This window comes from Dyadobacter sp. 22481, assembly GCF_052044875.1.
Lineage (GTDB): Bacteria > Bacteroidota > Bacteroidia > Cytophagales > Spirosomataceae > Dyadobacter > Dyadobacter endophyticus.
In genome coordinates this window covers 1,259,674-1,283,697 of record NZ_JBQENV010000002.1, presented here as the reverse complement: position 1 = coordinate 1,283,697, position 24,024 = coordinate 1,259,674, and the positions used below count along the sequence as shown (strand labels likewise).

Genomic DNA, 24,024 nt, shown 5'->3' with positions numbered 1-24,024 from the left:
AATAAACTACGGGGTAATATCAACGGCGCCAGACGCTGAAAGCTTGCGTTTGGTATCCTCGTCCAGCTTCCAGTTTTCTGTGAAATGATTATCGATCAGCAGATTGACCGAAGAATCTTTGAAAAATATAATGTCTTTAAATTCGGAAAGCTTACGGTGCATGACTGGCACGAACGGAAAGCCTTCGTCCTTCATACCGGCCCACCACGGCAAACCTGAACTTACCGCTACATAATGCCCTTCCATCGGGACAACATAAAAGAGTCCGTGTGCGGTATCGCCTTTCTTTAAATGCACAGGAAGCTGATCAGCATATTTGCCGACCAATGCATTGCTTTCTTTCGTACCAAACAGTATGAGGTTAGAACTTTCAATATCGCTTGGCCGCACTTCCTTGTCCGCCAACACGCGTGGGAAGAACATTACCCGACCGAGAAACTCGCCACGGTATTGCGACCAGTTTGCTGCTTGTGTAGCTATATCGATCCGCTTTTTAAGTTCCTCAGGTGAAGGATTGTCCGCAGTTCCATACACATATACATGGCGCGATGAAAATGCAGCAAAGATCGGCCCTTCGGCACACTTTTCCTTACCGGTATAAATGGACATGATTGTCGCCCCCTCCACAGCCCATTTGCCACCGGTCGACTCGCGGAACAATGTTAACACGCTATCAGCCTTCGCATTCACATTCGACCCGTCAATTTTAAGGCTCAATGCAGCCCCGGCTTTGAATTTGGGATGGCTTTTGAGGTTAAGGGTAAACTTTTCAAGATTTTTTGTAGTGATCTCCAATGCATTCTCTTTCGTAAACTTCGCATCAATTTCAGCGAGCTTGCCGTAAGCAAACCTGTTGAACCTCACCCAGAATGCCTTATCATATTTATACTGCCTGGTTACGAAGCGCACGCGGTCCGGGTACGGGTTCCGCTTGTAGTCATCGAACCATTGGAAAATATATTCACTGTCATATGCATTTACCCAACTATCGTGCTTCACATCGACGAACTCCTTATAACTCACTTCCGCACCCAAATCCTGCAAATGGCTCACCCATTTCTGCGTACCCGCCACCGGGACAACCGGATCGGCATCGCCATGGAAGAAATGAACCGGGAAGTTGGTTGCATTGGTTGCAAGGTCGAACGTACCCGCGGGCGGTGCGGGGCACACGGGTGCAATAGCCGCCCATATATCCGGGCGTGTGAGGCCCAGCCAGAGCGTTCCGCCTCCGCCCATCGATAACCCGGTCAGAAAGGTCCTGTCCTCATCGATTTTAAAGCGCTTTTTAACATCGGCCAGCACGTCGTAAACATCCTGCTCGGGAATGCCCTGGTAACCGGCCGTTCCGCGTGCGTAAGGCGACGCAACAATGTATTCCACATTATCCCATTTCGGAAAATAACGTGAAGCCTCCACGTCGGTTTCGCCTTCTGCATTGCTTTTCCCAAATACCCTTCGGAGATCGAGCCGGTGGTTGGAGCCGGCTCCATGGAGCATGATCACAAGCGGATACTTCTTGCTTTCGTCGAAATTCTCGGGAAGATAGAGGCCGTAAGGTTGCTCGGTATCGTCGGCGTCTGAGTAAAACGTGAGGACCTGAGGACCTGAGGGTAGTTTCTGCGCAAACAGGATGCTATTACTTGCTGCAAGAGTGAGCGTTAAACCCAATAGTGTGCTTTTCCAGGTTGGTCTCATTAGCTATACGAATTTTCGATGGCTAAATATAAACAAAAAAAGGCAGGTCGGATGACCTGCCTTTCAAGCTACTTAGTGCTTTCGGAGCGATGCAAATCTAGTTCGCGAGCTCTTCTTCTTTTTTGCGAACACTGATAACGAGTTGTTCACTCTTTTCTTCATGATCAGCAACCAATACATCGCCTTCGCGCAGGTCGCCTTTCAATATTTCTTCTGCTACGGGATCTTCCAGGTATTTCTGGATCGCCCGGTTCAAAGGACGCGCTCCATATTGCGGGTCGTAACCTTTTTCGGACAAGAAATCCTTCGCAGCTACTGTCAATTCAATTTCATAACCCAGACCTTTCACGCGGCTGAACAACTTGCCCAGTGAAATGTCGATGATGCGATGCAGGTCTTCGCGTTGCAGCGAGTTGAACACGATCACATCGTCGAGACGGTTCAGGAACTCCGGAGAGAATGCTTTACGCAATGCACTCTGGATGGTGCCTTTCATAATATCGTCCTGGTTGTCGGCTCTTGCCTTGGTAGAGAACCCGATCCCCGTTCCGAAATCCTTCAAATCACGCGCTCCGATATTCGAAGTCATAATGATGATGGTATTTCTGAAATCGACTCTTCTGCCCAGACCGTCCGTCAGAATACCGTCGTCGAGCACTTGCAACAGGATATTGAACACATCCGGGTGCGCTTTTTCGATCTCGTCGAGCAATACGACGCTGTACGGTTTGCGGCGGATTTTCTCGGTCAGCTGGCCACCTTCTTCGTAACCCACATATCCCGGAGGAGCTCCCACCAAACGCGATACACTGAATTTCTCCATGTATTCGCTCATATCGATACGTACCAGCGAGTCGTCTTTATCGAACAGGTAAGTCGACAACACCTTCGCAAGCTCTGTTTTACCTACACCGGTTGGTCCAAGGAAAATGAATGAACCGATGGGTTTCTTAGGATCTTTCAAGCCCACACGGGTACGCTGGATCGCTTTTACCAGTTTCTCGATCGGCGGGTCCTGACCAATAACTTTCGCTTTCAGCTCGTCGGCCATGTTCAGCAATTTCTTGCCTTCGTCCATCGAGACGTTCGTCACAGGAATACCCGTCATCATCGCAACTACCTCAGCTACATTATGCTCGGTGACGGTATAACGTTTCTGTTTGGTTTCCTCTTCCCATGCGAGTTTAGCTCTTTCTAGTTGATCGATCAGTTTTTTCTCACGGTCTCTCAATTGGGCAGCCTCTTCGTATTTCTGGCTTTTTACAACCCGGTTTTTCTCCTGCTTGATGTTCTCGATCTGTTCTTCGAGTACCAGGATATCCTCCGGAACGGTAATGTTGCTGATATGCACGCGCGCACCTACTTCATCGAGTACGTCGATGGCCTTATCAGGCAGGAAGCGGTCTGTGATATATCTTTCAGAAAGTTTCACCGCTGTGCTAATCGCCTCCGGCGTATAATTCACATGGTGGTGATCTTCGTATTTGTCCTTGATATTCGTCAGGATCTGGATAGTCTCTTCGATCGAAGTCGCATCGACCATCACCATCTGGAAACGACGGGCCAATGCGCCGTCTTTCTCGATGTACTGGCGGTATTCATCCAGCGTGGTAGCTCCGATACACTGGATTTCTCCGCGTGACAATGCCGGTTTGAACATGTTTGAAGCGTCCAACGAACCTGATGCACCACCTGCGCCCACGATTGTGTGGAGCTCATCGATGAAGAGGATCACATCTGGTGATTTTTCCAGTTCGTTCATGACTGCCTTCATTCTTTCTTCAAACTGTCCGCGGTATTTGGTACCGGCTACGAGTGAAGCAAGGTCGAGCGTAACGACGCGCTTACCGAAAAGCACACGGGATACTTTTTTCTGAACAATCCGCAATGCGAGACCTTCCGCAATGGCTGTTTTACCAACACCAGGCTCACCGATCAGAATCGGGTTATTCTTTTTACGACGGCTAAGGATCTGGGCTACGCGTTCGATCTCTTTCTCACGTCCGACGATCGGATCGAGCTTACCTACTTCCGCCATTTTGGTCAAATCCCTTCCAAAGTTATCCAGGACAGGTGTACGGGATTTTTCAGCACCTTTAGATTCTTTACCGGAAGAAGAGCCACTACCGCCTCCAAACATTCCACCTCTGGCTTCATCATCCCCGTCTTCGGTCTCCGGCCCCATATGAGGTCTGGATCCGGATGATTGATATTCTAACATTTCCTTGATGACTTCGTAGTTAACATTGAACTTGTGCAATATCTGGGTACCTACATTGTCTTCATCACGCAATATCGAAAGAAGCAAATGCTCGGTGCCGATGAGCGTGCTTTTGAAAATTTTGGCTTCCAGATATGTAATCTTCAATACCTTCTCCGACTGCCTCGTCAGAGGGATATTCTGTAAATTTTTAACGTTGTTGGTGGCTGCACCTTTAGTTGCCTGCTCGATCGTCTGGCGCACATCGTCCAGCGACACGCCGAGTTTTTTCAGCAACCCAATGGCTACACCATCTCCCTCACGGATCATTCCTAATAACAAGTGTTCTGCACCAATGTAATCGTGACCCAGGCGGAGGGCTTCTTCCCGGCTCATTGAGATTACCTCTTTCACTCTATTCGAAAATTTTGCTTCCATTGTGTAGCAATAAAAAGTGTTTATGTATTCTAAACGCTACTTGATCCCCGTTTGTTCAAAATAGCTCTATTGAGACTTACAGGATCTTAACAAAACACTTTTTGCTTCCGGCCCCATATTAAACAGTAAATCAACTATACTCAGATTCCCCACAAAATCATTCCCGAAGGTCTGGTAATAAGGCGCAGGGCTGTAATATTTATGCGAATTCGGCTGTTTCCTGTTGTTTATTAGCGAAATATCATTCACTACTGCCTTTTCACTAATTATTTCACCTGACAAATTGTACTGAATGTCCTTTTTAATACCAGTCAATCTAAGACAAATTGTCAACAATTCATAGTTCAAATCGACGAGGTATGCCAGCTTCTTTTCGTAAACACGCTTAAATTCATGGGCGTAGTACTCGTAAAAAGGGGACTTCCCGTAGGCTGACTGCAGGCAACCCAGATGGCGCCTCGTCCAATCCTGGTTGTAGTCGATCAGAATATCTTTCGTGGAGCTCGCTGGCTCGTATCCTTTTACAGGGACCGTCAGCGTATCTATTTTATTGGTAGTGAGCACATCGCAGCGATTTCTGTAAGTCTGCTTCACATACCTCTCCTCAATATCGATGTAGATCCGGTCGTACTTTAAAATACAAGTAAAATACGCTAAACAAGGCAGATACTGCAATTCAATCCGCACTTCCGTGGACTGACCCTCTTTAATCAAAAATTCCGACACTATCAAATATGGTAAAGGCTTATGATATTATCAAAAAATTTATAATAATTATTTTGTACGGTCAACAATGTTCAACAGCAACTTAAATCATTACAATTTTTGATCTCAAAGGAAGATACTGACGTCGCCCAGTCCCTCCCGGATGATCTCGAAATCATCCCCGTCGGCCTTCACAATGGTCGAAGCAACATTGCCTCCATATCCCCCATCAACCACCATATCCACCTGGTGCTGAAATTTCTCGAAGATCAGCTCGGGGTCTGTTGAATACTCGATGATCTCGTCGTCGTCGCGAATGGAAGTCGTCACGATGGGGTTCCCTAACTCTTTTACGATCAAACGGGGGATAAGGTTGTCTGGCACCCTGATTCCGACCGTTTTTTTGTTGGTATTCAACAACTTCGGAACATTGCTGGTCGCTTCCAGGATAAAGGTATAAGGCCCTGGCAGCACCCTTTTCATGGTTTTAAATGCCGTGTTGCCCACTCTCGCAAAGTCGGAAATGTGGCTGAGGTCGTAGCAGATAAATGAAAAGTCATTTTTCTGCGGCTTAATGCCCTTGATACGCGCTATTTTTTCGACTGCGCGTGTATTGTAAATATCGCAGCCAAGACCGTAAACCGTATCGGTCGGATAAATCACCAAACCACCATTTCGAAGGCAGTCTACCACCTGACGGACGCGTCGCTCGTCAGGGTTTTGAGGATAAATTTTAACAAACTCAGCAGGCATACAGGAATTTTTACTTTTTGAGTTAACAAAATCAAAATGCAAATCCTTCCTGCGGCGTCATTTTTTTTAAGTTTTCGATGTAGAACCTGTAAGCGAAATTCACCGGCAAATGCAGCCTGCACATCAGAACAACCAGCTCTGTCCGCAGGCCGGGATTCTCAATATAGTTCAATAACCGACGAAACCGCACAGCCAGCTCGAACTCCTGTGCGTACAGACATTTTCGGATAAATGTACGTATGCGCGCCGCCAAAAGATCGAATTCCTTTTGATCGCGGTTGAGGTCGTAAGCTTTATTGCACACGGCATAATAGGATTGCAACATTCCACTCCCCTTTTTGTAAACACCGGTTGAAAGCGAAGTTTTCAGTACGCGCTTTTTGGTCAGGATCTCGTCGAGGTAGAAGTATTTAAAACGGACCGACGAGCGAACCCAGAAGTCAAAATCCTCGAATGCGAGGGTTTCGTCGTAGCCGCCCAGCTGCTGTAATGCGGCTGTCCGCATCATCATCGTAGGCGTGCAAATGAAGTAGCGTTCGAGGATATTTTTGTAAACGTCGCCCGACGGGACCGGGCAGGTCGCTTTGCCTTTGCTATTGGTTTCGTAGTGGTTGTGCAGCTGCTGGCCGGCCTTCCCGATATAGCGCGCATTGGTAAACACGACGGCGTAGCTCTCCGAAAGGGCTTCAAATGCTTCAACCTGCTTCTCGATGCGGTCGGCGATCATCACGTCGTCGCCAGAAAGGTCAATAACATACTTTCCTTGCGCGATCGACAGCGCCTGATTGAATGCGCGGCAAAGGCCCAGATTATGGCGGTTGCGGATTACCTGAAAGGCAGGTGCTTTCCCTTTAAAACTTTCGATAACACCCAGCGTATTGTCCTTGCTTGCATTGTCGACAACGATCAGCTGAATGTAAGGGTAAGTCTGGTAAAAAACGGAAGTCAATGCTTCCTCGATGTACTTTTCCTGATTATATGCCGTCAGGATAACTGTAACGAGTGGCTTTTCTGTGTTTGTCATGATGTGCGCTCCAAGCGGTCCCTTCATTTACGGTGGTAGATTCGGAGGGGAAAAGGGCACCGCAGCACAAAATTACCAACAACAAACCGGAGATGCCGATAATGTTATTATCCGGCAAATCACCGCTTTACAACGCGCTTCGAAGTCACGCGGCTCCGCGCCCGGCTGATGCTCGCGTTGATTTCAAAACCCAGAATAATTACAAAAGCAAGCAGATAGATCCAGATCATCAGCGCGATCATCGTACCGATGGACCCGTAAAGCTTATTGTAGGAACTGAACCGCGACAGGTAGAACGAAAACCCGTAAGTGGCCGCGAGGATAAGAATGGAGGCGATCACCGAGCCCGCATTCAGGAACGTGAACTGGCGCCCGTGCGAAGGAGCGAACCGGTAGATAATCGAGATCGTCAGCATCAGCGAGCCAAAGCTGATGAGGTAACGGGTAATATTCAACAATGCGATGAGCCAGTTGTCGCGGATAATGTGCCAGTCGCCGACAATATTCATCACGGCGTCACCGACGATCAGCAAAACGACTGAAAGAAAAAGCACTGCGATCAGTAGCAGTGTGAGCATCATCGCAATGCCACGAATCGCCAGAAAACCGCGGGTTTCGGTATCGTCATACACCATATCGAATGCCCGCATGAGTGACATCATGCCATTCGTAGAAGCGATCATCGCGAAAATAAAACCGAGCGAAAGTACCCCCGAGCGCGGGCGGCTCACAATGTCCAGGATCGTCTGGTCGGTCGCTTCGAAAGTACCACGCGGCATATTGTCACGTAACATTTCGAGGATCAGTTGATCCAGGTTTTCAATCGGGATGTAGGGAATAAGGGTAAAAAGGAAGATTATCCCCGGAAAGGCAGCCAATGTGAGGCTGTAAGCCACCGCGGAAGCCCGCTGGTCGATCTCATGTTTCTCGTTGCTGTGGACGAGGTTCAGTATAATGTCGTACAACGACACCGTTCCCCGGAACAGCATGGTTTGCTGTAACCAGATGATAATGCGCTTGATGTGGCGGTTTCTCAGCAGTTTTTCAAGCATAACCGGCCGCTTGTTATCCCTTTGGTTCAAAATAGGGTTTCAGTTTTTCGAGCAGCTTATCGGGTGCCGGGCACAATTTGCCCGTGTCCATCCGCTGAAAAACCAATGTTGTATCCCCGGTATTGAGCAAAACGCGTTCCTGATTGCGGATTTCGTAAGCAAAGCGGATGCGTACACCGGGTAATTCCTCGATTTTAACAAGAATATGCAGCTCGTCGTCGTACCGGGCCGGTTTCAAATATTTATAGTGGCATTCGTAAACCGGCATCATCACACCCGAATCTTCCATCGCTTTGTAATGAAAATCCAGGCTGCGCAATGCCTCTACCCTGCCGATTTCGTAATACCGCGCATAGTTTCCGTAATATACGTAACCCATCTGGTCGGTATCGGCATACCGCACCCTGATGCCCTTAACTTCGTGAACAAACATCCTTACTTCATGATTTTCAACCGGTTCAACTCTGCCTGATAAAGACGCGCATTGTTGAGGTGGTCGGAATAATTGGTGGCAAAAGCGTGGTAGTTGGACAGGTCCGCTTTGGCGCACATATAAATATAGTCGTGCTTTTCGTAGTTCAATACCGCGTCCAGCGAGTTAAAATCCGCCACACGGATCGGGCCGGGAGGCAAGCCTGTGTTAACATAAGTATTATAAGGCGATTTGATCAGCAACATCTGGTTCAAAATGCGCTTGATACCGAAATCACCCAATGCGAATTTAATGGTCGGGTCAGCTTGCAGCGGCATATTGGCATGCAGGCGGTTGATATACAAACCCGCCACGCGCGGACGCTCATCTACCTTTTTGGCCTGTTCTTCTTCTACAATCGAAGCCAGAATCGAAACCTGAACGGGCGTCAGTCCAATTTCCTTAGCCTTTGCGATTTTTTCGTCGGACCAATACTTCTTGTACTCGCTGTGCATGCGGTCGAGAAATTTCTCAGTACCCGTAGTCCAGTAGATTTCGTAGGTATTGGGCAGGAACATCGATACGATCGTCAATGTATCGAGACCATATTTGTTACAAACTGCCGGGTCGTTCAATGCTTTGCGGAAACTGTCTTCTCCAAACTCGAAGCGGGCACCGATGCGTTTGATGAGGTCTTCTTTCAGGCGGATATTGTTGAATGTCAGCTTCACAGCATCCTGATTGCCCGATGAAAGCTTTTTAATCACCTCGTAGTTATTACTCTCGGGTTTGATCACATACCGGCCGGGCTTCACTTTTTCCGTGTATTTCAAAAATTTGGCCAGAAACTGAAACGAAATATGATCGTTGATTACCTCATATCTGTTCAATGAATCCAGCACCGTTTTATAGGTAGCGTTTTCCGGTACGAGCAACACGAAGCTCGATTTTTTATCGACCTGTAAATTCGGCGTCCGGAAGATCTGCCAGAAGTAGAAGGAGAATGTGGTGGTGAGGATCGCGATCGTGACAAACAATCCTACTTTAAAGTTACGCGACATAATTTTTTGGGCGGTCGGCCGTCGGCTTTTTGTTTTCTTTTTACAAATTGATTTCAAATGGTATGCCGAAACGCTTTGCGAGCTCATCGAGTGACAAAACTACCGGTTCGAGTAGTTTGATGCCATTCACGCCGCGTTCAGCTTCCATTTCTCTTTCAGGATCTCCGGGGATGAGTACTTTCTCGCCATCCACCGCTCGTGCATTGCGGAATGCACCGATCCATTTATCCATATCTGCCTTAAATTCATCGGCGGGACGGAAACCATCCACACGCATCGCACCCAGGAAATGCCCCGTACCGAGCCCCACACTTTGCTGCACGCCCATAAATCCGGCGGTCGCAAATGGCGGCACCCAAGGGCCAAAGTTAGCACCGGAAAGCACTCCCGAAAAAATATCGACTATCGCTCCGAGGCCATACCCTTTGTGACTTCCATGCTCGCGATCGGAGCCGAGTGGCAACAATCCCCCCCCGCTTTTCACTGCATTGGAATCCGTCGTAGGGTTACCATCGGCATCCTGTGCCCAGCCTAGTGGCGCAGGAAGGCCTTTTCTTTGCAATATTTCAAATTTACCGTAAGCTACTGCCGTCGATGCGAAGTCTGCCACAAAGGCAGGCTCTGTCAATGCGGGTACCGCAACGGCTATGGGATTTGTACCTAATAATTTATCCAGCGAGAAGGTTGGTGTAACAAGCGGGGCCGCATTCGTCATCGTCCAACCGATCATATCCTTTTGCAATGCAAGCATCGCATGATAGCCTGCGATACCGAAGTGGTTTGAATTTCTGACCGAGACCCAACCCGAGCCTACTTTCTCCGCTTTTTCCATGGCAATCTCCATGGCTTTCGGCGCCACTACCAATCCTAGCCCGCGATCACCATCCACTACCGCGGTACTCGGGGTTTCGTAGGCGATGGTCACATTCGGTTTTGGGTTCAAACGGCCGTGGTCGTAAAGCCTTACATAACCAGCCAAACGGGCAATCCCGTGGGAATCCACTCCGCGCAAATCCGCGCTGACCAACACTTCGGAAGCCAGCCGGGCCTCTTCCTGCGAACATCCTATTGACAGAAAAACCTGTTCAGTAAAATGTTTTAAATAACTGGCCTGATACATATACGTCAAATAATGAACTTCTTGCTAATTTTGCCCTACCGCCAAACAGCGCACCTGCGTGCCGCAACTAGCCGTCTGCGCCCGGCGTGCAAATATGGAAATTAAAAACTCATTCCTCAAACGCATCATCAGCTACTTCATCCGGGGACTTGTGCTGGTGGCGCCGCTATATGCGACCCTCCTTATTATTTGGACGGGCGTCGAATACCTCGACAATATCCTCCCCATTGAAGTAAACATTTCCAATCAGCAAACACTTTACCTTCCCGGCCTTGGTGTACTGATCATCATTTTTGGCATTATCCTGCTCGGTTTCTTCTTCTCGACGATCGTCCCGCAGTCCTTTTTCAAGTTCACCGAAAGCATTATGCGCCGTCTTCCGCTGGTGAGTTTGATCTACTACTCAATCAAAGACCTCATTCTGGCTTTTGTGGGGGATAAAAAGAAGTTCAACCAGCCGGTGCTGGTGACCATGTACAAGGACACTGATATCAAAAAGATCGGCTTCATTACGCAAACCGACCTGAGCCATCTCAAAATTGCCGACCATGTGGCGGTGTACATGCCGCTCTCTTACTCCCTCTCGGGCGAACTTTTCATCGTTCCGGCCGAGCATGTAACGCCGGTCGACGCTAAGGCGACGGACGTGATGAAAATGCTTGTATCCGGTGGTGTCTCCGTGAAGGTTTCGAAGGAAGAAACGGCTGAGGACGACTAGTTTAACCCGTTTTTAATACGCAACAATGCAACATTAGTGCCCGTTTAAGAGAATGATTCCCTATATTTGAACCATTCTTTTAGTACTATGAGACTACTCCTTCCCATTGTCGTTTTGCTGTTCCTGGGGAATATCAAAGCATGGTCGCAAGACCATTATGACCCCAAAAAAACCCTTTCCAGCGAAGAACTCTTTCTGAAACAGGGCAGCAGCAGCCGGGTAATCGCCACACCAGGACAAAAATATCTGGTACTTGACGCTTCTCCTTTCATCGGCGGCTTTCACAGATACAGGTTCTTTCCGGGGGACAATATCAGGTTCCGGATGAAGAATGAAACGATCCGCTTTAACGAGACGATCGCTTCGGTGGATGATTCAGCCTTCACGATCGGCGTGGTGAACGAAGCCGTTGGGCGGATGGATTACCAGAGGATTTTGCTCGAAGATATTCGCTTGATGAAGGTTTCCAGAAGGATTCCATTCATTTCGCAGGCGGCCCCCTTGCTTCCGCTGGCCGGTTTGATCTTCATCGGCGCCGATTTCTTTAACAAGGGCGTCGACAATAAACGCTACACAACAGACACTTCCACCCTCGTCATCGGCGGCTCGCTCATGGCTGCGGGGTATATTTGTTATAAATTCACGTTCGCTTCCCTGAAAATCAATTCAAGGAATAAGCTGAAAGTGCTCGAAACTTATTAATTGTTACAATATTATTACAGGCGAACAGGTCGCGATATCTAAATCTCTGAACATCAAAAGTGAAATCCATTCTCGTTCATCCCCCCCAACAACCCATAGTTGCAGAAATACAGCTTGCCGCATCCAAAAGTGAATGTAACCGCGCGCTGATCATCAATGCGCTCACCGGATTTCAGTCCGAGCTGACCAACATTTCGGAAGCCCGCGACTCGCAAACCATGCTCCGCCTGCTCAATTCCAACGACGCTGTGGCGGACGTGATCGACGCGGGAACAACGATGCGCTTTCTGACGGCATACTTCGCGGTAACCAACCAGAAAAAAACCATGACCGGCACGCCCCGCATGTGCGAGCGCCCGATCGGGATCCTGGTGGACGCGCTGCGCAAGCTCGGGGCGGATATTACCTACGAAAAAGTAGAGGGCTACCCGCCGCTCCAACTGAATGGCTTTAATTATTCGGGAAACAATGAACTGACCATGCGCGGTGACGTGAGCAGCCAGTACATTTCAGCATTGCTGATGATCGCGCCCCAGCTTCCGAGTGGTTTGAAGATCAGACTCGAAGGGGAAGTAGGCTCGCGTCCTTACATTGAAATGACTTTGAACCAGATGGCGCATTTCGGAATCGAATACATCGCCGACTGGCAGCATAATGTTTTGACGATTCCTGCATTCAAATACCAGCCTAAACCTTACGCCATCGAATCCGACTGGTCGGGTGCGAGCTATTGGTACAGCATTGTGGCATTGGCCAACGACGCGGAAGTGGAATTGTTGGGATTGAAGAAAAACTCATTGCAAGGTGATAGTGCCATTGTCGACATTATGCGTCACCTCGGCGTGGAAAGCGTATTCACCGATCGTGGTGTGCGTTTGACCAAAATCCCCGCGAAAGCATCATTAGGCTGGGATTTCACCAACTGCCCCGACCTGGCTCAAACCGTGGCCGTTATTTGTGCTATCAAGAAGATCCGTCTTTCGCTGACCGGCGTTGAAAGTCTTAAAATCAAAGAAACTGACCGCATTTTCGCATTGCAGCAAGAGCTTAAAAAGCTGGGCGCAGAACTGAATGAGGTAGAAAAAGACCATTTGTACGAAGTAACGACCCTTACCGACGTTCCTACCGATCCCGTGCCGTCCATCCACACTTACGACGACCACCGTATGGCGATGGCGTTCGCGCCCGTAGGTATGGTGAGCCCGATTCTGATCGAAGAGCCCGGCGTGGTCGTAAAATCTTACCCCGGATACTGGAACGACCTGGCGAAGGTTACCACCTGGGAAGAAGTTTAGAATATTCACCATTTCGGAATTGTTTATGGAAACTGTCTGGTCGTTCCTGGCATCGGTGCCTGTTTGGCTTTACATCATTCTGGCCATCGCTATCATTATTGCCCTGCGGGATGTTTTGCAGCGAAAACACACCATTCAGCATAACTTTCCATTGGTAGGTCATTTCCGGTACATGATCGAAACGATCGGGCCGGAATTGCGCCAGTACATTGTAGCCAACAACCGGGAGGAGTTGCCGTTCAACCGCCGGCAGCGCTCCTGGATCTACGCTTCTTCCAAAAAAGAGAACAACTATCAGGGCTTCGGCACCGACCAGAATATCCAGGAAGCGGGCTATGTATTTATCAAGCCCGCAATGCTGCCTTACCGGGTGGATTCCACGCACAGCCATCACGTCAAAAACGGGAACGATCCGCATCATTACACCATTCCGAGCGCTAAAGTTATCGGCGCATATCACGGTCGCAAGCGTCCGTACCGGCCCCGCTCAGTCGTGAATGTGAGCGCGATGAGCTACGGATCATTGTCCGCCCGCGCGATCGAGTCTTTGAATAAGGGGTCTTTCAAATTCGGCAACTACCATAATACCGGCGAAGGCGGCCTCTCGCCGTACCACAAATATGGCGCCGACGTGGTTTTCAATATGGGGACCTCCTATTTCGGCGTGCGCGACGACGAAGGGAATTTTGTGATGGAAAAGCTCGTAAAGCTGATGCAGAACAACCCGACGGTCCGAATGATCGAACTGAAACTTTCGCAGGGTGCAAAACCGGGCAAGGGCGGCGTGCTGCCAGCGAGCAAGATTACCGCGGAAATCGCCGAAATTCGTGGCGTACCCATCGGAAAGGACGTCGTTTCTCCTCCCTACCACAGCGCATTTTCGGATGTTCGCGGTATGGTCGATTTTATTGAGCAAATGGCTGCCGCTACCGGACTTCCGGTGGGTATTAAATCGGCTGTCGGGAAAACGGAAATGTGGGAAGAGCTGGCCGACCTGATGGTCGAGACCGGCAAAGGACCTGACTTCATTACCATCGATGGCGGCGAGGGCGGTACCGGCGCTGCACCTCCGTCATTTGCAGACCACGTTTCGTTGCCGCTGGTATTCGCATTCAGTACGGTTTACAAAATATTCCAGAAGCATAATCTGAACGACAAGATCACATTCATCGCTTCCGGCAAACTGGGATTGCCCGCGCAAGCTGTCATGGCATTTGCGATGGGGGCGGACGTGATCAACGTTGCGCGCGAGGCAATGCTTTCAATCGGCTGCATTCAGGCACAATCGTGCCACACCAACCGTTGCCCTACCGGCATTGCTACCAATAACAAATGGCTGGAATCGGGCATCGACCCTGCATTGAAAAGCGAGCGGTTCAACAATTATATGAAGACGCTGGCGAAGGAGATCATCGAAATTACCCATGCTGCGGGCTATGAGCATCCCTGCCAATTCGGAATGGCGGATATTGATATTTCAATGGGGGATAACAACAGGACCATTACGTTAGCCGACAATTATGGTTATCTCAAAACCGTGGTGCCTTTCTCCGACATTAAGGCATTGCTCGAATGCGACCACCTGGGCGGCCGCGATATACCGGGCGAAAAAGTAGCCTAGCCGCAGGATATTCCTCCACACTTTTGCTACAAAAGAAGTATATGGAAAAAGAAGCAATGAACGTTGCTTTCAAAAAACTCGTCCATGAAAAAAAATTTACTGCTTGCTGCATGCTCGTTCGTCCTTGCCCAGGTAACTGCTTTCGCACAGAGTAATCCGAGGTATCTGGTTCTGTTTAAAGACAAAACGAACAGTACATATCGTGTAGACAAACCCACTGAATTTCTCTCTCAAAGGGCCGTCGACCGTCGTAAAAAGCAAAATATCTCTGTTACGACAAACGATTTCCCGGTCAATGCAGGGTACCTGTTTGCGATCCGCCAAATCGGCGCGAAAGTTATCTACCCTACCCGCTGGTTCAATGGGGCGTTGGTGGAAGCTTCCGACGCACAACTTACGCAGATCAAGGCCCTGCCGTTTTACAAAGGCATCGAACTGAACCTGCCGGTTGCCAATATTACTTCGAAATCTCCCGGCATTGCCCGCACGGCAGCCACCAACCGAAAACTAGGCACGACCGAAGACATCGACTACGGAAAAATGAATGCTCAGCTTGCATTAATGGAAGTAGCCGATTTGCACAAAAAAGGTTTCCAGGGTGAAAACATGCTTATTGCCATTCTGGACAATGGTTTCGCCAGGGGCGATGAAGTGGCCTATTTCAAACAATTGCGTGACGAAAAGCGCCTCATCGATACGCACGATTTTGTTGCCCGGGACGGTAATATTTACAACGACGGCTTCCACGGCCTGAATGTCATGTCGACGATCGCCGCTTACCAACCCGGCACTCTGGTCGGTACTGCATTCAAAGCTTCATTTGCATTATATGTCACTGAAAACAACTTCGGCGAATCGCCCTACGAAGAAATCACCTGGCTCATGGCCGCCGAACGCGCCGACAGCCTCGGCGCAGATGTTATCAACTCCTCGCTAGGCTACACGACTTTCGATGACGAATTCGACTCGCCCGCGTACAACCACACGTACAAGGACATGGACGGCAAGACTACCATCGTAAGCCGCGCCGCGCGTTACGCTACGCGCAAGGGCATATTGGTTGTAAATTCTGCAGGTAACGATGGAAGTAATAGCTGGAAATACATAGGCGCTCCGGCAGATGTGGATTCGGTGTTGACCGTCGGCGCTACCAATTACGACCGTAGCTACGCCTCATTGAGTTCCATAGGGCCCAACTCCGCGGGTGTCCGCAAACCGGACGTCTCCGCCGTGGGCGCAGGAACCGTCGTCGGTGATCTCAACGGCGGCACTTCGAGCGGCTACGGTACTTCATTTTCCGCTCCGCAAATCGCCGGTGTAGCCGCCATCCTCTGGCAAGCATTTCCGAACCTGACGGCGCAGCAGGTTATTTATGTATTGAAAAAATCGGGTCACCTGGCTGCTACGCCCGACAATTTGCTGGGCTATGGCGTTCCGAACCTGGTTAAAGCACAGGAAATCGCGCAGAACGAATTCGCACCGCTGGGGACCGAAGGAGAATTGCTGAGCTCCGTCGTTCTTTCACCCAACCCGGCGCAGGATGAGGTGACGCTTACGGTCCCGCAAACGCTGATCGGTAAAATGGCCAATGTAAGCCTGTTTGCGGCAAGCGGCGCAACGGTGCATTCGGCTGCGGCACGACTTGCTGCCAAACACACCATCGCTACCGGTCAGCTCGCGTCAGGCCTTTACCTGGTCCGCGTCAAAGTTGATAACCAGGAAAGGACGTTAAAGTTTATAAAGCGCTAGTTTTCCTTACCATCCGCATAATGGACTCGGAGTCGTTGGAATGCTGTACTTTGGAGACCGGTACCCATTGCACGTCTTTGGATTCACTGTTCAAGACAATTTCCTGCCCTTCCGTCGCTTTGAATGCAAAGCGAATGTCGTAATGGTAATGCTCGGGAATATCTTTATTGACGGGGATTAAATGCACGTCAACATCGAAAATGCCGTCTTTCAATGCTTGCAGGTCGGTGATACCGGTTTCTTCCATTACTTCTTTCATCGCTACTTCGCGCACATCCGGATCGCCGTCGCAATGGCCGCCCGGCTGGAACCAGCGGTCGAGTTTGCGGTGGTGCATCAACAGTACCGAATCTTTCCCAGGTGAAAGCACCCAGCCCGATGCTGTAATATGGCCTTTCAGCAGGGATCGTTCGAAACAATCGGGGTGCTGTTTTACAAAATCGACGGTATCATTGTGCATTTCAGCTTCTAAGCCCTGCTCCGGCTCGTACGATGCTAGCAATGCTAGCAAACTGTCCCTGTTCATTTAGACTATCTGGTTTTTTCGTTCTAATTTCACCACAAGTTTAACAACTGAAAGCAATAAACCACCTTATTCAAACAATGAAAAAGTATCTATTATCCATGTCCCTCGCTGCGTTGTTAGCGACCAGCGCATTAGCCCAACGCGTGCCGGCGCCCAGCCCCGCAGCCACTGTCATGCAAACCGTTGGTGTAACCGATTTCACCGTCAAATATTCGCGCCCGTTCATCAAAGGCCGTAAAGTATTCGCCAACGAATCGGCTTTGGCCCCTTATGACCAGCTTTGGCGCACCGGTGCTAATATGGCTACCGTCTTCGAGTCCAGCACCGAGTTCACATTTGGCGGTAAAAAAGTACCGGCAGGTAAGTATGCACTGTTCTCGATCCCCAATGGTGCCGCGTGGACAGTCATTTTGAATAAAGACTACAACCAGGGTGGTAGCGATAACTATAAAGAATCGGAAGACGTTGCGCGTACGACCGTCGTACCTACGTCGAACGAGTATAATGAGGCATTCAAAATCGAAATCGAACCGGTAACAGACAGCACCGCGTTTTTGAATCTTTCATGGTCGTCGGTAAACGTACCCGTCCCCCTCGCAGTAAGCACAGAATCGCTTACGTTGACGGCATTGAACAAAGCCGTAGCCGAAAAGCCCGAGGACGTGGCTACATTGCAAAGCACAGCAGGTTACCTTTTGTCGAAAGGCAAAGATTTGCAGGTAGCGCTTTCACTGGCCGATAAGGCGATTGGTCTGAAAGAATCATTCGGCGCATTGTGGACCAAAGCGCAGATTTTGAATAAACTCGGCAAAACCGCCGAAGCGATACCCGTGGCGCAAAAAGCATTGACAGTGGGTGCAGCGGCACCCGATGGCGCTTACAACTTCTACAAACCACAAGTGGAGAAAGCTATCGCCGAAATGCAGGCCAAAGCTGCACCGGTGAAAGAAGCGGTTTCGACCGTTAAAAAGAAGAAGAAATAATCTAGAAGAATTAATGCAGACGAGGTTGAAAAACACCTCGCTGTCAACCTGAGCGGAGTCGAAGGGCATTTGCGTCACGCATTTACCCTTCGACTCCGCTCAGGGTGACAACTTAACCACATTGATACAACTTCCATCTTTTACCTGAAAAACCGCGGAACGCTCCATTGGTAACGCACGGCCAATATCCTCAGCACGATAATCACAATGGCCGATAAGATGAATGTAACATTCCGTTCCACGCCGAAACTATCGAGGATCAGGTACACGCAGGCGCCCGTAAAGCACGCGGTTGCATATACTTCCTTTCGGTAAATAATAGGAATTTCGTTCGTCATCACGTCGCGGATCACCCCGCCCATCGTGGCCGTAAAAACGCCCATAATCACGGCAATCTCCGGCCTGACGCCCAAATGCAGCGCCTTTTCAGTCCCTACCAAAGTAAAAAGCGCAATCCCGAAAGTATCGAAGAGGAACAGCGTTTTGCGCAGCCTGAGCAGGAATTTATAGAAAATAAATGTGACAAGAATGCCTAGGATAATGGCATGGATGATGGTAATATCGTTGATCCACACCAGCGGGTAACTGCCCAGCAGCACGTCCCGGAGCGTACCACCTCCAATGGACGAAATAAAGGCTGTGAAGCTCGCACCGAACCAATCCTGGTGCTTCTGATCCTTCACAGCCAATGCGCCGGAAATCGCGAATGCGAACGTCCCGACGATCTCTAATATGTATTGAATACTCATGCCCGGCTACGGTTACACGGCTACCGGGGCCTTAATACCCGGCCATGGGTTGTAATTCCGCAGCTCGAAATCTTCAAATTTGAAGTCCAGCACATCCCTCACTTCCGGGTTCAAAATCATTTGCGGCAATTCGCGCGGCTCGCGGCTGAGTTGTGTTTCTACCTGTTCCAAATGGTTCAGATAAATGTGGGTGTCGCCTCCGGTCCAGACGAAGTCGCCCAGATCGAGGTCGCACTCCTGCGCGATCATCATCGTTAGCAATGCATAGCTGGCAATATTGAATGGCACGCCGAGGAAAACGTCCGCGCTGCGCTGGTAGAGCTGGCAGGAAAGCTTACCTTTCGTTTCGCCTGCCTCGGTATCGGGCGGCGCCACGTAAAACTGAAACAACGCATGACACGGATGCAGCTTCATTTGCGGCAGCTCTGCCGGGTTCCAGGCCGAAACAATAATGCGGCGCGAGTCCGGAGAGTTTTTGAGTTGTTTCAAAACTTCCTTCAGCTGGTCGATCGATTGGCCGTCCGCACCTTCCCAGCTCCGCCATTGCTTGCCGTAAACCGGTCCGAGATCGCCGTTTTCATCGGCCCATTCGTCCCAGATCGACACGCCATGGTCTTTCAGATATTGGATATTGGTATCGCCCTGCAAAAACCACAACAGCTCATAAATGATCGATTTGGTGTGCACTTTTTTGGTCGTTACCAGCGGGAAACCCTTTTTGAGGTCGAAACGCATCTGGTATCCAAAAACGCTGATCGTGCCGGTGCCGGTCCTGTCGGCTTTTCTGACGCCTTCTTTCAGGATGTGGCGCAGCAGGTCGTGGTATTGTTGCATGATTTATTTAAACTGAGGCGATTTCAACGTCGTAAGTAATGGTTGCCAGCGCTTCCAGCTGAGCGGTAGCCGAGCAATATTTCTCCATCGAAAGCCCGATCGCGCGCTGGATCTTGGCCTCGTCGAGATTCACACCCGCAAATTTGAATGTCAAATGTATTTTCCGGAATGGCTTGCGCTGGGTGTCGGGTTCCTGTTCGCGATCGCCGTCGGCCACGATGCGGAAGTCTGTAATTTCCTGGCGCTGCTTTTTGAGGATCAGCACCACATCGATGGCGCTGCAACTTGCAAGGCCCATCAGCAATAACTCCATCGGCCTCACGCCGAGGTTCTGGCCGCCGATCTCTGGCGAGCCGTCGGTATGTACTTTTACTTCGGAGGAACCGGTGCCTTCGAAATGGAAGGCGTCATCTACGCGGACTAGTTCTACTTTCATAATGGTTGCCTTGTGTTTCGAAGGCTGTCTTAATTGAATCTATAAACTCTAAAGCTTTTACAACCGGCCAAAGTTCAAATATACTGGATCGGTATGGAATCGGCCAGATTAACCTTATATTCGTTTCCGGAAATCTCCCTTCAAAACACGGATGCCGCATGGAATGGCATAAGTATTTTGGCAGGAAACAGTACAACAAAACACCCGAAACCATGTGGAAGGAAGAGGACAACAAACTTAAAAAAAGCTATTCGTTCAAGGATTTCCGTGCAGCTTTTGCCTTTATGAACAAAGTGGCCGATGTTGTGAACGAGATGGACCACCATCCCTACTGGACGAATATGTACAACAGGGTCAGTTTTGAATTGAATACCCACGATGCCGGTGACGTCGTAACCGAAAAAGACCATCAGCTGGCCGCGGCGATCGACCGGATTTATAACGCATGAAACTCTATATAGTACCCACGCCTATCGGCAACCTCGAAGACATTACATTAAGGGCAATCAACGTGCTAAAGAGCGTCGATGTAGTCCTGGCAGAAGATACCCGTACATCCGGAAATCTGCTCAAACATCTCGGCATTTCGAAGCCTTTACACAGCTATCACATTCATAACGAGCACCAGACTGTCGCCCGTGTGGTGGAGCGCATCCGCAAGGGTGAGACGATGGCGCTGGTGTCCGACGCCGGTACGCCCGCCGTGTCGGACCCCGGCTTCCTGCTCGTGCGTGCGTGTATACGTGAGGGCGTACCCGTGGAATGCTTGCCCGGGCCTACCGCATTCGTTCCCGCATTGGTCAATTCAGGCCTGCCTAACGACCGCTTTACATTCGAAGGCTTTCTCCCGCATAAAAAAGGAAGACAAACAAGGCTCCAAAACCTTGCCAATGAGGAGCGGACAATGGTTTTTTACGAATCGCCGCACCGGTTGGTAAAAGCATTACATCAATTCGCCGAGCATTTCGGTGCCGACAGGCAGGTTTGCGTTTCAAGGGAATTGAGCAAGATGTTTGAAGAAAATGTCCGCGGGACCGTTACGGAGGCCATCGCGCATTTCGGCGAGAAAACTGTAAAAGGAGAAATTGTGATCGTCGTGGCTGGCAAAGCCGATGAAAAGCGTAAATCCGATGATGAAGATGAGGATTAAACATTTCTATAACACCATGCATTTACCGCGGCTCGCAACGCTTTTGTGCCTTTTCTTCCTGACCTTTCCGTTCGTTTCTCGGGCGCAGTTCACCATTTTGAGCCCTTCGGCTAAGATCAGCCTGGTTACCATCGGCCCGGGGACGGAGCTCTATTCCGGCTTTGGGCATAGCGTGCTTTGGGTGTATGATCCTATGACGGGCGTCGACCGGGCATTCAATTATGGTACATTCAGGTTTGAGGAAGGCAATTTTTATATCAAATTCCTGAGAGGGACATTGCCTTACAGCGTCTCCGTGTCGCCACTTTCTTATCAGATCGCGCATTATCAGGAGGAAAACCGCTCCGTTTCCGAGCAAGTTTTAAATCTTTCAATCCCTCAAAAACAAAGACTTTACAACTTCCTGGAAAACAATTATCTGCCCGAAAACCGGGAATATCAATACAAATTCTTCTACGACAATTGCGCCACCCGCATGACCGTCGCATTGAAAGCAGCCGTCGGCGACAGCCTCATTTACAATGGTTATACCAAAGAAAAACTGAGCTTCCGCCAGTGGATAGACCGGTATGCATTCAAACAAAACCCTTGGGCCGACTTTGGAATGGACCTGGCGATAGGCGCACCGTCCGACGAAATTGCCACCCCTGAGCAGGCCACTTTCCTGCCCGATAACCTCGCCACGGCATTTGCGGATGCCAAAGTGAAAACAGCTACCGGCACTGCGCCGCTTGTATCCTCGACGAGGCCCTTGTTTACCGCTAGCCCACCGCCGCCCGTCAGCCCTTTCACCCCTACTCTCGTTTTCTGGTCGCTTGCCATCCTTACACTGGCGTTTACCTACTGGCAGATCAGGGCCAATAACATCAATTTTGTGTTTGATAAGGTACTTTTTGGAATTGCCGGTTTTGCCGGGTGGATTATATTGCTGTTGTGGTTCGGCACAAACCATGGAGTTACCGGTTATAATTACGATATCCTGTGGGCATTTCCGCTGTGGATGCCGCTGATTTTCTCTCTTTCGAAAAACAGGAAACCCGGTTGGTTTCAGTATTTGTTGATTTTTTATGCATTTCTGTTACTTTGCGCAACGGGTAATCTCGCAAAGCATAACCTGGTGTTGATACCCATCCTGGCGACGTTGATCATCAGGGTTTACTATATTAACAATTCACTTTCAAAAATCCCCCAAAAGGAAGTTGCGTATGGATCTGGAGTTGCTGACACAAAAAACCATTGAAATAGTAAGGCAGGCATCCTCATTTATCCAGCGGGAAGCGGCCCTTTTTTCTCGCGATAAAATCGAGTATAAAGACCTCAATAACCTGGTTTCCTACGTGGACAAGGAAGCTGAAAAGTTGCTGGTAACTGGCTTGCAGGAAATCCTCCCGGAAGCCAGTTTCATTACGGAAGAAGGCACCACCGGCCAGGAACCCGATCCCGAGGCATTAAACTGGATCATCGATCCGCTCGACGGCACCACCAATTTCATCCACGGTATTCCTGTGTATTGCGTGAGCGTAGGCCTCGCACGCGGGAAAGAGCTGCTCGTGGGCGTTATCCACGAACCCAGCCTGAACGAAATGTTCTATGGCTGGCAAGGCGGAGGGGCGTGGTGTAATGGTAAAAATGTCAGAGTCTCATCTGTCCCGAAATTGCAGGACGGCCTCATTGCTACCGGCTTTCCCTATTACAAATTTGAAAAGCAAAAGCGCTACATGTATATCCTCGAACTCCTGATGCAAAAAACCCACGGCATCCGCCGGATGGGCGCCGCAGCGGTAGATCTGGCCTATGTAGCGGCAGGCCGTTTTGATGGTTTCTACGAATACAACCTCAATTCCTGGGACATGGCAGCGGGCACGCTGCTCATCAAAGAAGCAGGCGGCATTGTAACGGACTTTAATGGCGGCGATAACTACCTTTTTGGAGGCGACATCATCGCCGCCGCCCCCGGTGCACATCCCGAACTCGTGCAGGTTATCAGTGAAAATTTCTGAACGCGATACACTCATTCAATTACCACCACATCCATGAACTTGAACGAACTCCAATACCCCATAGGCCAATTCCAGGCCCAGGAAAGCTACACATCTTCCGAGATCAAATCGAATATTCAGATTATCAGTGCATTGCCATCGAAGTTCATCAACCTGCTGGGCAGCTGGGATGATCATCGCCTGGATACACCGTACCGCCCCGATGGCTGGACGGTACGCCAACTTATCCACCACGTGGCCGATAGCCATATCAACGCCTACACCCGTTGCCGACTGGCAATGACAGAGGATAACCCGGTGATCAAGCCCTACGAGGAGCAGCTGTGGGCCGAGTTGCCGGATGCGAAAACTGCGCAGGTTGAATTGTCGCTACAATTGCTGCGCTATGTGCATTTGCGCTGGGTGTTGCTGCTCAACTCGCTGGATGAAAATGACCTGGCACGGACGTATTTCCATCCCGGCTCTCAAAAGTCGTTCCGCCTCGACGAAGTAATCGCCAATTATGCGTGGCACAGCGAGCACCACTACCAGCACGCATTCAGGCTGGCGCAGCGGAACAATTGGCAATAAAAAGCCGTTAGGGATTCATGGAGCAGCAAATCATTATTTGGGTATTATTTTTGGTCGCGGCGGGCTACATGGGCTGGCGGATCTGGAAAGCTTTCGATCGTCGGAATAGCGGCGGATGCGCCAAAGGGTGTGGCTGCGCCGCGGATAAAATGAGTTCGGTTAAGATCAAATAGATTTCTCGCTCTGAGAAAATGCAAAAGGCCCCGATCGGGGCCTTTTGACTTATGT

Annotated in this window: 25 protein-coding genes; 12 read left to right on the top strand and 13 right to left on the bottom strand. The window is 49.7% G+C overall.

The window, feature by feature from the left end:
- Positions 1-6: 6 nt before the first annotated feature.
- From ACTJJJ_RS15290 to ACTJJJ_RS15250, 9 genes are all read right to left on the bottom strand, one after another.
- Positions 7-1,698: an alpha/beta hydrolase-fold protein gene (locus tag ACTJJJ_RS15290; RefSeq protein ID WP_440702231.1), complete on the bottom strand. Its 1,692-nt coding sequence runs from the start codon at positions 1,696-1,698 to the stop codon at positions 7-9.
- 97 nt (positions 1,699-1,795) lie between these two features.
- The gene (locus tag ACTJJJ_RS15285) at positions 1,796-4,336 is read right to left on the bottom strand and encodes an ATP-dependent Clp protease ATP-binding subunit (protein ID WP_188933707.1); all 2,541 of its coding nucleotides are present in this window, start codon (positions 4,334-4,336) and stop codon (positions 1,796-1,798) included.
- 66 nt (positions 4,337-4,402) lie between these two features.
- Positions 4,403-5,062, bottom strand: a complete 660-nt coding sequence (locus ACTJJJ_RS15280; RefSeq protein ID WP_426293178.1) for a WbqC family protein — start codon at positions 5,060-5,062, stop codon at positions 4,403-4,405.
- Between the two features lie 105 nt (positions 5,063-5,167).
- The gene (locus ACTJJJ_RS15275) at positions 5,168-5,794 is read right to left on the bottom strand and encodes an L-threonylcarbamoyladenylate synthase (protein WP_188933711.1); all 627 of its coding nucleotides are present in this window, start codon (positions 5,792-5,794) and stop codon (positions 5,168-5,170) included.
- A gap of 31 nt (positions 5,795-5,825) precedes the next feature.
- A complete protein-coding gene (locus ACTJJJ_RS15270; RefSeq protein WP_188933713.1) occupies positions 5,826-6,818 on the bottom strand; it encodes a glycosyltransferase family 2 protein in 993 nt (330 codons plus the stop codon).
- A gap of 119 nt (positions 6,819-6,937) precedes the next feature.
- Positions 6,938-7,870 (bottom strand): YihY/virulence factor BrkB family protein, encoded by a 933-nt coding sequence (locus ACTJJJ_RS15265; RefSeq protein ID WP_188933715.1) that lies wholly within the window; start codon positions 7,868-7,870, stop codon positions 6,938-6,940.
- Between the two features lie 13 nt (positions 7,871-7,883).
- The gene (locus ACTJJJ_RS15260) at positions 7,884-8,303 is read right to left on the bottom strand and encodes an acyl-CoA thioesterase (protein WP_188933717.1); all 420 of its coding nucleotides are present in this window, start codon (positions 8,301-8,303) and stop codon (positions 7,884-7,886) included.
- A gap of 2 nt (positions 8,304-8,305) precedes the next feature.
- Entirely contained in the window at positions 8,306-9,343 is a 1,038-nt protein-coding gene (mltG, locus tag ACTJJJ_RS15255) for an endolytic transglycosylase MltG (protein ID WP_440702230.1), read from the bottom strand.
- Between the two features lie 40 nt (positions 9,344-9,383).
- Positions 9,384-10,463, bottom strand: coding sequence for an Ldh family oxidoreductase (locus ACTJJJ_RS15250; RefSeq protein ID WP_188933721.1), 1,080 nt, complete (start codon positions 10,461-10,463; stop codon positions 9,384-9,386).
- A 94-nt stretch (positions 10,464-10,557) separates the two neighbouring features.
- Between ACTJJJ_RS15250 and ACTJJJ_RS15245 the strand changes: the two genes are divergently transcribed.
- The 5 genes from ACTJJJ_RS15245 (at position 10,558) to ACTJJJ_RS15225 (ending at position 16,548) form a co-directional block, all read left to right on the top strand.
- Positions 10,558-11,181: a DUF502 domain-containing protein gene (locus ACTJJJ_RS15245; protein ID WP_188933723.1), complete on the top strand. Its 624-nt coding sequence runs from the start codon at positions 10,558-10,560 to the stop codon at positions 11,179-11,181.
- An 87-nt stretch (positions 11,182-11,268) separates the two neighbouring features.
- A complete protein-coding gene (locus tag ACTJJJ_RS15240; RefSeq protein WP_188933725.1) occupies positions 11,269-11,883 on the top strand; it encodes a hypothetical protein in 615 nt (204 codons plus the stop codon).
- Positions 11,884-11,942: 59 nt separating this feature from the next.
- Positions 11,943-13,178, top strand: coding sequence for a 3-phosphoshikimate 1-carboxyvinyltransferase (locus tag ACTJJJ_RS15235; protein WP_440702229.1), 1,236 nt, complete (start codon positions 11,943-11,945; stop codon positions 13,176-13,178).
- A gap of 25 nt (positions 13,179-13,203) precedes the next feature.
- Positions 13,204-14,799 carry an FMN-binding glutamate synthase family protein gene (locus tag ACTJJJ_RS15230; protein WP_188933729.1) on the top strand — a complete coding sequence of 532 codons (1,596 nt, stop codon included), beginning with the start codon at positions 13,204-13,206 and terminating at the stop codon, positions 14,797-14,799.
- Between the two features lie 84 nt (positions 14,800-14,883).
- On the top strand, positions 14,884-16,548 hold the full coding sequence (locus ACTJJJ_RS15225; protein ID WP_440702228.1) for a S8 family peptidase: 1,665 nt from the start codon (positions 14,884-14,886) through the stop codon (positions 16,546-16,548).
- Here the strand turns inward: ACTJJJ_RS15225 and ACTJJJ_RS15220 are convergent.
- Positions 16,535-17,074, bottom strand: a complete 540-nt coding sequence (locus ACTJJJ_RS15220) for an NUDIX hydrolase (RefSeq protein ID WP_440702227.1) — start codon at positions 17,072-17,074, stop codon at positions 16,535-16,537. The two genes, ACTJJJ_RS15225 and ACTJJJ_RS15220, sit on opposite strands and share 14 nt — an antisense overlap.
- Positions 17,075-17,151: 77 nt before the next feature.
- Here ACTJJJ_RS15220 and ACTJJJ_RS15215 point away from each other — a divergent pair, with 77 nt between their 5' ends.
- Positions 17,152-18,057: a DUF2911 domain-containing protein gene (locus ACTJJJ_RS15215; protein WP_188933735.1), complete on the top strand. Its 906-nt coding sequence runs from the start codon at positions 17,152-17,154 to the stop codon at positions 18,055-18,057.
- 140 nt (positions 18,058-18,197) lie between these two features.
- On the opposite strand, the gene ACTJJJ_RS15210 is transcribed toward ACTJJJ_RS15215, so the two are convergent.
- The 3 genes from ACTJJJ_RS15210 to ACTJJJ_RS15200 are packed head-to-tail and all read right to left on the bottom strand — an operon-like array spanning position 18,198 to position 20,076.
- Entirely contained in the window at positions 18,198-18,806 is a 609-nt protein-coding gene (locus ACTJJJ_RS15210) for a trimeric intracellular cation channel family protein (protein WP_188933737.1), read from the bottom strand.
- A gap of 12 nt (positions 18,807-18,818) precedes the next feature.
- Complete coding sequence (locus tag ACTJJJ_RS15205; RefSeq protein WP_440702226.1) at positions 18,819-19,640, bottom strand: thymidylate synthase; 822 nt, start codon at positions 19,638-19,640, stop codon at positions 18,819-18,821.
- A gap of 7 nt (positions 19,641-19,647) precedes the next feature.
- Positions 19,648-20,076 carry an OsmC family protein gene (locus tag ACTJJJ_RS15200; RefSeq protein ID WP_106596020.1) on the bottom strand — a complete coding sequence of 143 codons (429 nt, stop codon included), beginning with the start codon at positions 20,074-20,076 and terminating at the stop codon, positions 19,648-19,650.
- 212 nt (positions 20,077-20,288) lie between these two features.
- On the opposite strand from ACTJJJ_RS15200, the gene ACTJJJ_RS15195 reads away from it, so the two are divergent.
- From ACTJJJ_RS15195 to ACTJJJ_RS15170, 6 genes are read left to right on the top strand one after another with little or no spacing between them, the layout of a single operon-like run.
- Entirely contained in the window at positions 20,289-20,525 is a 237-nt protein-coding gene (locus ACTJJJ_RS15195; RefSeq protein WP_426295902.1) for a 4a-hydroxytetrahydrobiopterin dehydratase, read from the top strand.
- Positions 20,522-21,226 (top strand): 16S rRNA (cytidine(1402)-2'-O)-methyltransferase, encoded by a 705-nt coding sequence (gene rsmI, locus ACTJJJ_RS15190; RefSeq protein ID WP_440702225.1) that lies wholly within the window; start codon positions 20,522-20,524, stop codon positions 21,224-21,226. Before ACTJJJ_RS15195 ends, rsmI begins: the two co-directional genes overlap by 4 nt.
- On the top strand, positions 21,216-22,466 hold the full coding sequence (locus ACTJJJ_RS15185) for a lipoprotein N-acyltransferase Lnb domain-containing protein (protein ID WP_188933745.1): 1,251 nt from the start codon (positions 21,216-21,218) through the stop codon (positions 22,464-22,466). The genes rsmI and ACTJJJ_RS15185 overlap by 11 nt, the downstream gene beginning before the upstream one ends.
- Positions 22,432-23,226, top strand: coding sequence for an inositol monophosphatase family protein (locus ACTJJJ_RS15180; protein ID WP_188933747.1), 795 nt, complete (start codon positions 22,432-22,434; stop codon positions 23,224-23,226). The genes ACTJJJ_RS15185 and ACTJJJ_RS15180 overlap by 35 nt, the downstream gene beginning before the upstream one ends.
- A gap of 33 nt (positions 23,227-23,259) precedes the next feature.
- The gene (locus ACTJJJ_RS15175) at positions 23,260-23,796 is read left to right on the top strand and encodes a YfiT family bacillithiol transferase (RefSeq protein WP_188933749.1); all 537 of its coding nucleotides are present in this window, start codon (positions 23,260-23,262) and stop codon (positions 23,794-23,796) included.
- Between the two features lie 17 nt (positions 23,797-23,813).
- Positions 23,814-23,969, top strand: coding sequence for a FeoB-associated Cys-rich membrane protein (locus ACTJJJ_RS15170; RefSeq protein WP_188933751.1), 156 nt, complete (start codon positions 23,814-23,816; stop codon positions 23,967-23,969).
- The last annotated feature ends 55 nt before the right edge of the window (positions 23,970-24,024 follow it).

Coding starts and splice junctions, on each gene's coding strand:
- ACTJJJ_RS15270 (WP_188933713.1), bottom strand. CDS start 6,818: ATGACAAACACAGAAAAGCCACTCGTTACAGTTATCCTGACGGCATAT.
- ACTJJJ_RS15265 (WP_188933715.1), bottom strand. CDS start 7,870: ATGCTTGAAAAACTGCTGAGAAACCGCCACATCAAGCGCATTATCATC.
- ACTJJJ_RS15225 (WP_440702228.1), top strand. CDS start 14,884: ATGAAAAAAAATTTACTGCTTGCTGCATGCTCGTTCGTCCTTGCCCAG.
- ACTJJJ_RS15195 (WP_426295902.1), top strand. CDS start 20,289: ATGTGGAAGGAAGAGGACAACAAACTTAAAAAAAGCTATTCGTTCAAG.
- ACTJJJ_RS15180 (WP_188933747.1), top strand. CDS start 22,432: ATGGATCTGGAGTTGCTGACACAAAAAACCATTGAAATAGTAAGGCAG.
- ACTJJJ_RS15170 (WP_188933751.1), top strand. CDS start 23,814: ATGGAGCAGCAAATCATTATTTGGGTATTATTTTTGGTCGCGGCGGGC.
- ACTJJJ_RS15290 (WP_440702231.1), bottom strand. CDS start 1,698: ATGAGACCAACCTGGAAAAGCACACTATTGGGTTTAACGCTCACTCTT.
- ACTJJJ_RS15250 (WP_188933721.1), bottom strand. CDS start 10,463: ATGTATCAGGCCAGTTATTTAAAACATTTTACTGAACAGGTTTTTCTG.
- ACTJJJ_RS15215 (WP_188933735.1), top strand. CDS start 17,152: ATGAAAAAGTATCTATTATCCATGTCCCTCGCTGCGTTGTTAGCGACC.
- ACTJJJ_RS15285 (WP_188933707.1), bottom strand. CDS start 4,336: ATGGAAGCAAAATTTTCGAATAGAGTGAAAGAGGTAATCTCAATGAGC.
- mltG (WP_440702230.1), bottom strand. CDS start 9,343: ATGTCGCGTAACTTTAAAGTAGGATTGTTTGTCACGATCGCGATCCTC.
- ACTJJJ_RS15220 (WP_440702227.1), bottom strand. CDS start 17,074: ATGAACAGGGACAGTTTGCTAGCATTGCTAGCATCGTACGAGCCGGAG.
- ACTJJJ_RS15210 (WP_188933737.1), bottom strand. CDS start 18,806: ATGAGTATTCAATACATATTAGAGATCGTCGGGACGTTCGCATTCGCG.
- ACTJJJ_RS15245 (WP_188933723.1), top strand. CDS start 10,558: ATGGAAATTAAAAACTCATTCCTCAAACGCATCATCAGCTACTTCATC.
- ACTJJJ_RS15205 (WP_440702226.1), bottom strand. CDS start 19,640: ATGCAACAATACCACGACCTGCTGCGCCACATCCTGAAAGAAGGCGTC.
- rsmI (WP_440702225.1), top strand. CDS start 20,522: ATGAAACTCTATATAGTACCCACGCCTATCGGCAACCTCGAAGACATT.
- ACTJJJ_RS15275 (WP_188933711.1), bottom strand. CDS start 5,794: ATGCCTGCTGAGTTTGTTAAAATTTATCCTCAAAACCCTGACGAGCGA.
- ACTJJJ_RS15240 (WP_188933725.1), top strand. CDS start 11,269: ATGAGACTACTCCTTCCCATTGTCGTTTTGCTGTTCCTGGGGAATATC.
- ACTJJJ_RS15260 (WP_188933717.1), bottom strand. CDS start 8,303: ATGTTTGTTCACGAAGTTAAGGGCATCAGGGTGCGGTATGCCGATACC.
- ACTJJJ_RS15230 (WP_188933729.1), top strand. CDS start 13,204: ATGGAAACTGTCTGGTCGTTCCTGGCATCGGTGCCTGTTTGGCTTTAC.
- ACTJJJ_RS15185 (WP_188933745.1), top strand. CDS start 21,216: ATGAGGATTAAACATTTCTATAACACCATGCATTTACCGCGGCTCGCA.
- ACTJJJ_RS15200 (WP_106596020.1), bottom strand. CDS start 20,076: ATGAAAGTAGAACTAGTCCGCGTAGATGACGCCTTCCATTTCGAAGGC.
- ACTJJJ_RS15175 (WP_188933749.1), top strand. CDS start 23,260: ATGAACTTGAACGAACTCCAATACCCCATAGGCCAATTCCAGGCCCAG.